Source organism: Solicola agrisoli, assembly GCF_049059935.1.
In the GTDB taxonomy this organism is placed as follows: domain Bacteria; phylum Actinomycetota; class Actinomycetes; order Propionibacteriales; family Nocardioidaceae; genus JAURVT01.
Map to the genome: position 1 here is coordinate 1 of NZ_JBMGQR010000116.1, position 8,470 is coordinate 8,470.

An 8,470-nucleotide genomic window follows, 5' to 3' on the forward strand; every position below is an offset into this window, starting at 1 on the left:
CTGGTCGACGAGCGAGTGCACGACGGCGAGCGCTACTGGGTCGCTGTTAGCAGCAACTACAACTGAGGCTCAGTGGGAGCCTTGTCCTGGGAGGACACCAGCGAACTCCCAGGACAAGGCCTCGTTGGCGATGACGGGGCGAAAGCCCGATACCGGCGTCCCGGACAGCACGGCCTCGGCCAGCTGCTCGAGGTGGTCCGGCAAGAGGTTGCCGTCACCGTCGTTGAGGGATGAGTCGGAGTCGACGGGGTCCCAGTGGGCGGCCAAGCCGTGGCGGCCACCGGCTCGCAGGTCAAGGAACAACCCGTCATTGTTGGAGTTGTAAGCGATCAGCAAGTACTCCGGGCACCACGTCAACGAAGAGACACCCGCCTCGGCCGGTCCGTTGATGGGTTTGTGATGCGTCCACCCGTCAGCAATGATCTTCGAATAGCTGACGGCCTCGGTGGCACTCAAGAGCCATTGCTTTGGCAGCAGCTGTCCCGCATCGCCGGTTGTGGAGCCGTCGTGCAGGGAAAACCATTCATTTACGAGCTCGAAGTCCGCGAGGCAGTGCTCGCCGAACGCTGCGGTCCGTGTGTCTGGAGAAGCGGGCGGCCGAATGGACGCGGCCGAGGCCGGCGCGTGCACTTGGAGGACTTCGACGTACCTGCGCCAGGTGCGCTCGAGCTCAGACACACCGCCCAGTCTGCGGCAGGGCATTAAGCCAGATCAATCTTCCAGCAAGGCCGGGCCAGGACTGTGGCAAATCAGACTGTCACCTGGTCCCACGAGCGCGGTTGAAAACGTCTCTTGCCGGGTCGACCACGGCAGGCATCAGTCGGCCGGCGTCTACCCAGGCGATCGTGAGTTGGTCGCCGGCGGGGACGTAGGCGACCTGGGCGACCCACTCGGGGTGGTCGGCGCGGTCGCGTTCGCGGCGCCAGGACACGACGAGCCCGGGGTAGGCCGCTGCGTCGCGGCGTTGGTTGGCTCGGACCCAGACGTGGCGGGTGCGGGGCACGTGCGGGGTGAGGTCGAGCGCGGCCCTGGCGCGGCCGGCGGCCTGCTCGCGGGGGGAGCCGTAGCGGCGGTTCGATCCCATCGCCCGATAGTAGGTGATCGTTCGAACAGGTGTTCTACGATGAGGTGTGCTTCCTCACGCGACGATCCAGCAACTTCCGCCGGACCACGCCGGCGGGCATGTGCTCGAGGTCGACGAGTTGCAGGTCGAGGCCGGTGACTACGACGCCGCCCTGGCCGAGGCCGAGGGACGGGCGCCCGAGGGGTGGCGACTGATCGCGCTGTGCGTCGACCGGGCGCCCGAGCGCGGCACCAGGTCGTGAACCGGGCAGGGCCGGTCGCGCCGGGTCTGCCCGGCTGCTGCGGGTACGTCCAGGTGGTAGGGGCGTCGTCGGCGACGCACTGCCGGGCCGACCCCACGGCCGCGGGCACGATCGCGTTCACGGACGGGTCTTCGTGGTGCACGTTCGCATGCGCCGAGCACGAGGACCTGCTCGATGAGGCGTCACCGATCGGCGCCGACGAGCGGTTCGGCGTCGAGCTGCAGCGCCGCCGCGACGGGGAAGTGGCGGTGCCGGTCCGACCGGCGCCGCCTCGACATCCGGGGGAGTGGTGACAAAAGACCACGGTTCGGGTGGGGTTGTGCGTCAATGGTCCAAACGGATGAGGTGGGATGACATGAGTCCAGGACGATCGCTGGGCGGCGAGTTCTTCGCGCCTGCGACGGTGTCGGTGGACTTCGAGGCTTCGGATGTGCCGGACAGCTGTGAGTTCTGTCCGACGTGGCGGGTGGAGTCGGCGGTCGACATCGTCGGGGTGCCGGTGAGCCGGGAGTGGCACCAGCCCACCTGTCCGGTCAGTCTGACGTGGGCCGACGACGACACGGGCTTGCCGTCTCCGTCGCTGCCGTCGGCGGCCTGTTAAGCGCGCCTATTCGAATCGGCGCTGACGGTTCAAACCGTGGCCGGGTACTGGCCTCAGTTGTCGGTGCTGTGGTGGTCGAGCTCGAGTGCGGCGCGGATCGCATCGGCGGGGAAGCGGCGGTGCCCGCCGAGGGTGAGCACGACGGGCAGCTTGCCGGCCTGGGCCCAACGGGTGACGGTCTTGGGGTCGACGCGGAACATCCGCGCGACCTCGCCGGGCGTGTACAGCGCGGGCGTGGGACGGGTCGTGGTGGCCATGGGCCCATTGTCGCTAGGCGACAGGTGATCTGGACCCAAATGATGACATTCGCGACCCCGACCCGAGATACCCCAGATAGGTGCCATTCGGTCTAACTTCTCATCCAGGTGCATGGCCCCCAGGATGCCAATGTGGGTCGCGACCGGAGATCGTGGTTGTGTACGTATTGGGAGCCGCCCTTGAGGACCCGAGACCTCCAGGGCGGTTTTCTTGTGTCCGGGTCTGGAGGGTCGTGCCACCGAGGGGGAGGGTGGCGCGGCCTCTTGGTCTCAGGTCGATTCGTGTGTCGAGGTGAACGTGCGCACGGCCGACGCGATGCCAGGTTGCTTGGGGCTGTGCCGAGCTGGCCTGCGTCATGTGTGAGCCGTTCTCGGGGCTCCCCGTCAGAGCCCCGAGAACGGCGACCAGGTCGGCGGCGCCGCCTGGCGCCACGGGGGCGGGTCGGGCGGCGCCGCGGACTCGATGATTCCCACCGCCTCTCACGTCTAAACACGCGATTTTGCCCTAATTCGTCGGGGTAGCTCAAGGCGATGACAGCACGGGGTCAAGGTTTGCTCAGGAACGGTTCGTCGACCGGCCAGAGTCGTCTCGAGAATCAGGCGGCGGGTGAGACTGGGGTTGTGGGTTCGGGCCCGCGTCGACATCTGACCCTTCGGCGAACAGGACTGGCCCATGCCTCCCACTGCGAGCGTCTCGACCTTCCCCACTGCATCTCAGGTGGTCCCCGGTGCCATCACGGTCGCTCAGGCCGCGACCAGGTTGGGGGTCTCGGTCCGCACGGTGCGCCGCTGGGTTGACCGGGGGCGGTTGAGTGCCTTGTCGAGCGGCGACGGCCGGACGCTGCTCAGCAGCGAAGCAGTCGAGGACCTCAAGGCGCGTGTCACGAACGACCCGGCCTGCCTGTTGTGGTGAGGTCACCCGCCTAGGGGGTGGGTCCGCCAAACAGGACAGTCAGCGCCTCGGCGCGGGTGTGCACACCGAGGAGCCGGTGCACGTGTCGGACACGGCCGTACACGGTATTGGTGGAGACTCCCAGAGCTTGGGAGATCTGGACCACCGTCTGACCGTCGTGCAGCCGGCTCATCACCTCAAGTCGCCCGGGTCCGAGCAGGTCCGAAAGGGCGTTGGAGACCGCCGTGCGTCTCAGGTCCGGGTCGGGGATGGCCTTGACGACCAAGGCCCGGGCGGCGGCGCGGGTGTGCGCGTCCGGGCCGAGCCGGTCGTACAGGAGGCGGATGTGGGTCCGCGTCGTGGCCATCGTGAGCTCGAGCTGGGCGGCGATCTGGTCAACGGTGGCATCGGTGCACAACAGCCGCAGCACCTGCTGCTGGCGGGGGCTCAGTGGGCGGGCCAGGGCGCGGGAGAGTGTGGCGACCCCGCCACTCCACGGATCGCACTCGACAGCATGGGTGCGTTCTGTAGGCGGCGGGGGCGGCGGGGCCGTTGGGCGTCGCGGGACCACGCGGCGGGCCGCCTCGAGCTGCTTTAGGTCGACTTTCAGTGCGCGTGCCCACCGGTCCGGATTGGTCATTGGCGCGCGGCCGCCCATCACTGCGCCGACCTGCCCGGCCGAGAAGCCCAAAACCTGGGCCAGCGAGGTCACGCTGTGTCCGGTGTGCCAGCGCAGCTCGTGCAGGGACGGGTGCTCGCTCATCGGCGCCAGGTCGGTCGTCGTCACGCGCAACGCGGCGGCCAGCGACACCAGGCCGGCGGGCGTCGGCGCAGCGACACCGCGTCCGAAGGCGCCGACCGAGGCCGCGGGCAGGCCGGCGATGGCCGCCAGCTGCACGTGGGTGAGCTTGGTGCGGGCAACGGCCTGGCGGAACCGTCGTGGGTTCCAGGTCACCACCGACACACCAGTCATCGCGCGCTCCTGTCGTCACGACAGTGTGCGCCTCAGACCGCCACCGCGCCCCGTCGCGCGGCGGTGGTGACGGACCATTCCGTCGGAATTGCGCCGTTCCGCTTAGGTCATCGCCACATCAGCCGATCTAATCAATACTAGGTAGACGGACTGTGTGGCGCGAGGGATGGACGGCACTGATGGCGATGGCTTCTGTGAGCGGAACACGGGTCCGCGCGGTGCTGCCGTTCGTGAACCGTCGGGCGGCGGTCCCTCCCGCACCCGCCACCGCGCCACCGTCGGTGGCGGCTCCGGCGGGCCCGTCGGTGTGGCACACCCGGGAGCGGGCGAACACCTACGGCGCTGCCGGGGTGGCGTTGTTCAGCGTGGTCGCGGTGCTGACGAGCTGGGCGACCGGGGAGATCACCTCCACGATCGTTGCCGGCGCGGCCGCCTGGGTCGTCATGAGCGCGGTGGTGTGGGCGGGGCTGCGCGAGTCGCCGCCACGGTGGATGTTGATCTGGCCGGTGCTGCTGTCGCTGTCCACCTTGGGCTTGTCGCTGGTCTCACCGACCGCCGCCGCCTTGTTGGTCGGCGCCCAGACGTTGGGGTTCGTGTTTGCGGGGCAGACGAACCCGCCTGGCTGGTTCGTGGTGCTGCTGCCCATTGCGTGGGTCGCGGCGTGGTTGTCGTTCGGTCTGCCGGTGCGCGAGACGTTGATCCGGCTGTCGATCGCCACCCTGATCTGGGCGGTCTGCGCTGAGATCCCCGCCCGGTTGTTGCGCAAGCTGCAGCACCTGGCGACCACCGACCCTCTGACCGGGTTGTCGAACCGGGCCGAGCTGAACCGCGCCATGGCCGAGCTCACTCGAGACTGTGCCGCCGACAGCGTGGCACCGGCGCTGGTGCTGATCGATCTGGACCATTTCAAGGCCTACAACGACACCCATGGACATCTGGGCGGCGATGAGCTGCTGCGCGCCTTTGGTGACTGCATCAGGGCCAACACCCGCCGCAACGACCGGACCTACAGGTTCGGTGGTGAGGAGTTCCTGCTCGTGTTCGACCAAGTCGGCCAGCAGCAAGCCGCCGTGCTGGTGCAGCGGCTACGCACCGCCTGGGCCCGGCACCCGTCGGGCTCGACGTTCTCGGCCGGAATTGCCACCGCGTTGAGCCGCGCCGACGAGTGCCTGTACGAGGCCAAGGCCGCCGGGCGCAACACCACCGTCGTGGCCCGGGCCGAACAGCCCGTCTGAACCTACGCAGAACTGACAGACACCGTGATTATCTCGGTTCACCATCACAACCGGGGCTAGCCGGCGCGGCCGGTGATGTCCACTCATCATCACGGGGGACTCATGCGATCAGTGGTGCACATCTTCGACGGCTACATCGTCACCCAAGGCCGCGTTCGGGGCCGCTGCTCCTGCGGGTTCCTCACCACACCGCAAAGCGCACGACGAGCGGCCCGCCAGCAGCTGCAGCTCAGCCACGGGTTCACCGAGACAGTCTGCGACGCATGCCGACGCGGCGACCGGTCCCGCACCGGCGCAGGCGCAGGACTGCCAGCATCCCTGGTCGCGCGGGTCGACGCTGCCACCGGCGACGAACGGTTGCTCTGCGCCGAGAGCAGCGGTGGGTGCGACCTGACCACGCACCTGGGCCCCGAAGCCGCCCAACAGCTCGCCGACGCCATCGCGGACGCAACCCGGTTTTGATCAAGGCTGCCTACGGTCGCGAAAAGGGCCCCTGAGGGTCACCCGCCGCTGCTGCTCTTGATACTGGGTGCGGCGCTTTGACCCCAGGCGCATGGACTCGCGAGCATGCTGGGACCGGTCGGTGCCGTACCGAACGGTGCATCTGTTGGATGGCTACCTGCTCGACGCCGGACGTGTCAGGGCTCCGCTGTGGACTGATGCCCTCGTCAAAGCCCATACGCCTGGGTCAAAGAAGGGCGGATGACGGAGTCGAGGCCGATCGATATTCGCAAATTTCGCCCATGCGACAGAACCGCGCATTTCGAGCTGTACGACCAGGCGGCCGGTTGCGCGCATTGTCCGACGTGGCGGGCTGATCGTGTCCGTGACGAGACGCGGGATGGGTGTGGCGTGAGTGGCACCAACCCACGCGCCCGGCGGTGGCCAACCGGCACGACGACGGCGTACCGGTCACGAAGGCCAGTCCCGGACACTGACTGCTCTTCGTGGTCTCACCAGCGACCACCGATGGTGACATCCCAGTGGCCCGAGTGTTCCTGGTCGTCTTCGAACCAGTACGCGGCGACACTGATGACATGAGTGCGGCCGCGGTTGACGGCGGTGCGTAGCAGCGCCCAACTGGCGGAGCGTCCGGCAGGTAGGTCCAACGGTTCGGGTGCATCGCACAGAGCGATGGGGGAGCCGTTCAGGGGGATGACCACCAGCGTCAGCGTGGTGGCCTCGGCGTCGCCGGAGTTGGTGACCGCCAGGTAGTCGGTCGACCGACGTCCCAGGCCCGGCTCGGTCGGACCGGTGGGCGGTGACTCCAGCTGGTGGTGCCGCCAGGTCAGTCGGACGCCTGCGGCACGGTGCGTCTGCGGGGTCGAGTCGGACATGGGCTGCCTCGTTGGTCGGCGAAATGATGACCACGATGGTGGCCAATTAGCGGGCTTTTTGCAGACCGGGCGTGAATGTCCCGCCGCGCGCGGAAGTTGACCTGAGACGCGACGACACCCTGGATTCAGCCACTTGTTGTCGCCGGAGGAGAAGCGATGAGAGCTGGAACCCCTAACGCAGGCGCGGGGCCGGCACCCGCGGCCCGACGTATCCAGGCAACGGTTTGATGCCGCCGCGTCCTCTTGAGAATCTACGCAACGCGCCGGGACGTCGGTCACATTCGCTGCGACGGTGAATGAGCGCAGAGGGCGCCGAACCACCTCAATTGCCCGGTAACGGCGGACCGGTGGCGGGTTCTACGCAAGGTGGGCACGAGTGGTCTACTCCAATGTCTCGTGCACACGGTATTTTGGTTGAGCAGTCAACTACGTCTCGGAGGATGCCCAATGCACGCGATTCATCTGTTCGATGGGTACGTGGCGACCGAGGGCAAGGTTCGTGCCCGGTGCTCCTGCGGGTTTTTGACCACCCCGCAGCCGGCGCAGCGAGCTGCCCGGCACCAACTGCTCGATAGCCACGGGTTGAGTGAGTTGGAGTGCGACGCATGCGGCCGCCAGAGCGACGGCCGCCTCGAGGTGGGCCTGCCGGCGACGCTCGCGGTGCGACCGGACCCGGTGACGAATGTGGAACGGCTGGTGTGCGCGCAGGGCTCAGGTGGGTGCGACCTGACGTCCGAGCTCGGCGAGCATGCAGCCGCACAGGTCGCCGAGGCGACCAGTGTCGTGGTGACCGGTGTGCGCCAGCAGGTCGCTGAGTACCAGGCCGCGACGATCTCGACCGCAGTCGGCGTGCTGATGGGCAAGGGTGGCGTGGACCAGCGGCGCGCACGGATCCGCCTGAGCCGTCAGGCCGCTCATCTGGGGATCAGCGACTTCGAGGCCGCAACCAGGATCGTCGCTGCGGCGTCGTCCAGCCGCCGCATGACATCCGCCTCGAGTTGACCGGCAGCACGGTCGAGCCGGTGCCCAGCTGAACTTGTCTGGGGCACCGTCACGTGGGTGTGCGTGGTCGGCACCGCGGCCGTACGGTCGAATACGACCTTGAAGGACGGTGCAGCACCGCGATGATGAACAACTTTGGTAGAGCCGCCGGTGGGCCAGATGCCATCGAACCGCCGCTGTACCTGATGACCACGATCGATCCCGACATCGCCATGGTGGCGCTAGAGAACTACATCGTGGCCACCAACAGTCGCGAGCAGCGCGGCCGTGCCATCCGAGCGCTGGCAGACTTCATGGCCGTCCATGACTCCATGTCTGGCCGCTGAGCGGACCCGCTCCGATGAGTGAAGGCGAAGCCCACGCCGGGCCGGCGGCGACACTTTGCTTCGTTGATTGTCCACCTGGCCCAGGCAGAGCACAGCCGGTTTGATTCGCTCGCCGGCGATCACATAGGTTTGGGGTTCAGAGCCGCCCGGGACCCGAGACCCTGGGCGGCTCTTCTGCACCTGGACGAGCGGCGTGGGCCCCCGGCTTGACCACCGACCCGTCTTGGGGTCGGTCAGAACTGCGGCTCATGCCAGTACCGCAAGTTTGGCGGCGGCTACTACTCATCGTGGACTGACACTCGCCGATACCGGTCAGCCCGGCGAAGCGCGCGGTTAGCTGCTCGTGGGCTCTTGGTCCGCCGTGAGCAGGGCGTGGATGGCGTCCGCGGGGAACCGGTGGTGCCCACCCAGAGTCAGGACCATCGGGATCTTCCCGGCCTCAGCCCAACGGGTGACCGTCCTGGGCACGACGTGAAACATGCGCGCCACCTCACCGGGGGTGAGCAGCGTTGGTGCCTCGTG

12 protein-coding genes are annotated in these 8,470 nt (G+C 67.9%); 6 read left to right on the forward strand and 6 right to left on the reverse strand.

What is annotated here, in order from left to right; translation table 11 throughout:
• Positions 1 to 69: 69 nt before the first annotated feature.
• Both ACI6PP_RS22225 and ACI6PP_RS22230 read right to left on the reverse strand, forming a co-directional pair.
• Positions 70 to 678, reverse strand: coding sequence for an SMI1/KNR4 family protein (locus ACI6PP_RS22225; RefSeq protein ID WP_421113910.1), 609 nt, complete (start codon positions 676 to 678; stop codon positions 70 to 72).
• A gap of 79 nt (positions 679 to 757) precedes the next feature.
• A complete protein-coding gene (locus ACI6PP_RS22230) occupies positions 758 to 1,084 on the reverse strand; it encodes a hypothetical protein (RefSeq protein ID WP_421113911.1) in 327 nt (108 codons plus the stop codon).
• Positions 1,085 to 1,130: 46 nt separating this feature from the next.
• On the opposite strand from ACI6PP_RS22230, the gene ACI6PP_RS22235 reads away from it, so the two are divergent.
• On the forward strand, positions 1,131 to 1,325 hold the full coding sequence (locus ACI6PP_RS22235; protein ID WP_421113913.1) for a hypothetical protein: 195 nt from the start codon (positions 1,131 to 1,133) through the stop codon (positions 1,323 to 1,325).
• 654 nt (positions 1,326 to 1,979) lie between these two features.
• Here ACI6PP_RS22235 and ACI6PP_RS22240 read toward each other — a convergent pair.
• Positions 1,980 to 2,183, reverse strand: coding sequence for a BldC family transcriptional regulator (locus ACI6PP_RS22240; RefSeq protein WP_421113914.1), 204 nt, complete (start codon positions 2,181 to 2,183; stop codon positions 1,980 to 1,982).
• Positions 2,184 to 2,856: 673 nt separating this feature from the next.
• Between ACI6PP_RS22240 and ACI6PP_RS22245 the strand changes: the two genes are divergently transcribed.
• The gene (locus ACI6PP_RS22245; RefSeq protein WP_421113915.1) at positions 2,857 to 3,096 is read left to right on the forward strand and encodes a helix-turn-helix domain-containing protein; all 240 of its coding nucleotides are present in this window, start codon (positions 2,857 to 2,859) and stop codon (positions 3,094 to 3,096) included.
• 10 nt (positions 3,097 to 3,106) lie between these two features.
• Here the strand turns inward: ACI6PP_RS22245 and ACI6PP_RS22250 are convergent, their stop codons facing one another.
• Entirely contained in the window at positions 3,107 to 4,048 is a 942-nt protein-coding gene (locus ACI6PP_RS22250; protein WP_421113916.1) for a LuxR C-terminal-related transcriptional regulator, read from the reverse strand.
• A gap of 218 nt (positions 4,049 to 4,266) precedes the next feature.
• Here ACI6PP_RS22250 and ACI6PP_RS22255 point away from each other — a divergent pair, with 218 nt between their 5' ends.
• Both ACI6PP_RS22255 and ACI6PP_RS22260 read left to right on the forward strand, forming a co-directional pair.
• On the forward strand, positions 4,267 to 5,283 hold the full coding sequence (locus ACI6PP_RS22255) for a GGDEF domain-containing protein (protein ID WP_421113917.1): 1,017 nt from the start codon (positions 4,267 to 4,269) through the stop codon (positions 5,281 to 5,283).
• Positions 5,284 to 5,397: 114 nt separating this feature from the next.
• Positions 5,398 to 5,745 (forward strand): hypothetical protein, encoded by a 348-nt coding sequence (locus tag ACI6PP_RS22260; RefSeq protein WP_421113918.1) that lies wholly within the window; start codon positions 5,398 to 5,400, stop codon positions 5,743 to 5,745.
• 491 nt (positions 5,746 to 6,236) lie between these two features.
• Here ACI6PP_RS22260 and ACI6PP_RS22265 read toward each other — a convergent pair whose 3' ends face one another.
• On the reverse strand, positions 6,237 to 6,620 hold the full coding sequence (locus tag ACI6PP_RS22265) for a hypothetical protein (protein ID WP_421113919.1): 384 nt from the start codon (positions 6,618 to 6,620) through the stop codon (positions 6,237 to 6,239).
• A 447-nt stretch (positions 6,621 to 7,067) separates the two neighbouring features.
• Between ACI6PP_RS22265 and ACI6PP_RS22270 the strand changes: the two genes are divergently transcribed.
• Both ACI6PP_RS22270 and ACI6PP_RS22275 read left to right on the forward strand, forming a co-directional pair.
• The gene (locus ACI6PP_RS22270; RefSeq protein WP_421113920.1) at positions 7,068 to 7,622 is read left to right on the forward strand and encodes a hypothetical protein; all 555 of its coding nucleotides are present in this window, start codon (positions 7,068 to 7,070) and stop codon (positions 7,620 to 7,622) included.
• A gap of 185 nt (positions 7,623 to 7,807) precedes the next feature.
• On the forward strand, positions 7,808 to 7,948 hold the full coding sequence (locus ACI6PP_RS22275; RefSeq protein ID WP_421113921.1) for a hypothetical protein: 141 nt from the start codon (positions 7,808 to 7,810) through the stop codon (positions 7,946 to 7,948).
• A gap of 333 nt (positions 7,949 to 8,281) precedes the next feature.
• On the opposite strand, the gene ACI6PP_RS22280 is transcribed toward ACI6PP_RS22275, so the two are convergent.
• Positions 8,282 to 8,455, reverse strand: coding sequence for a helix-turn-helix domain-containing protein (locus tag ACI6PP_RS22280; protein WP_421113922.1), 174 nt, complete (start codon positions 8,453 to 8,455; stop codon positions 8,282 to 8,284).
• Positions 8,456 to 8,470: the final 15 nt, after the last annotated feature.

What these genes read in the sequence shown, in the direction of transcription:
- ACI6PP_RS22275 (WP_421113921.1), top strand. Translation starts at nt 7,808, where the DNA reads ATGACCACGATCGATCCCGACATCGCCATGGTGGCGCTAGAGAACTAC.
- ACI6PP_RS22270 (WP_421113920.1), top strand. Translation starts at nt 7,068, where the DNA reads ATGCACGCGATTCATCTGTTCGATGGGTACGTGGCGACCGAGGGCAAG.
- ACI6PP_RS22265 (WP_421113919.1), bottom strand. Translation starts at nt 6,620, where the DNA reads ATGTCCGACTCGACCCCGCAGACGCACCGTGCCGCAGGCGTCCGACTG.
- ACI6PP_RS22245 (WP_421113915.1), top strand. Translation starts at nt 2,857, where the DNA reads ATGCCTCCCACTGCGAGCGTCTCGACCTTCCCCACTGCATCTCAGGTG.
- ACI6PP_RS22230 (WP_421113911.1), bottom strand. Translation starts at nt 1,084, where the DNA reads ATGGGATCGAACCGCCGCTACGGCTCCCCCCGCGAGCAGGCCGCCGGC.
- ACI6PP_RS22250 (WP_421113916.1), bottom strand. Translation starts at nt 4,048, where the DNA reads ATGACTGGTGTGTCGGTGGTGACCTGGAACCCACGACGGTTCCGCCAG.
- ACI6PP_RS22240 (WP_421113914.1), bottom strand. Translation starts at nt 2,183, where the DNA reads ATGGCCACCACGACCCGTCCCACGCCCGCGCTGTACACGCCCGGCGAG.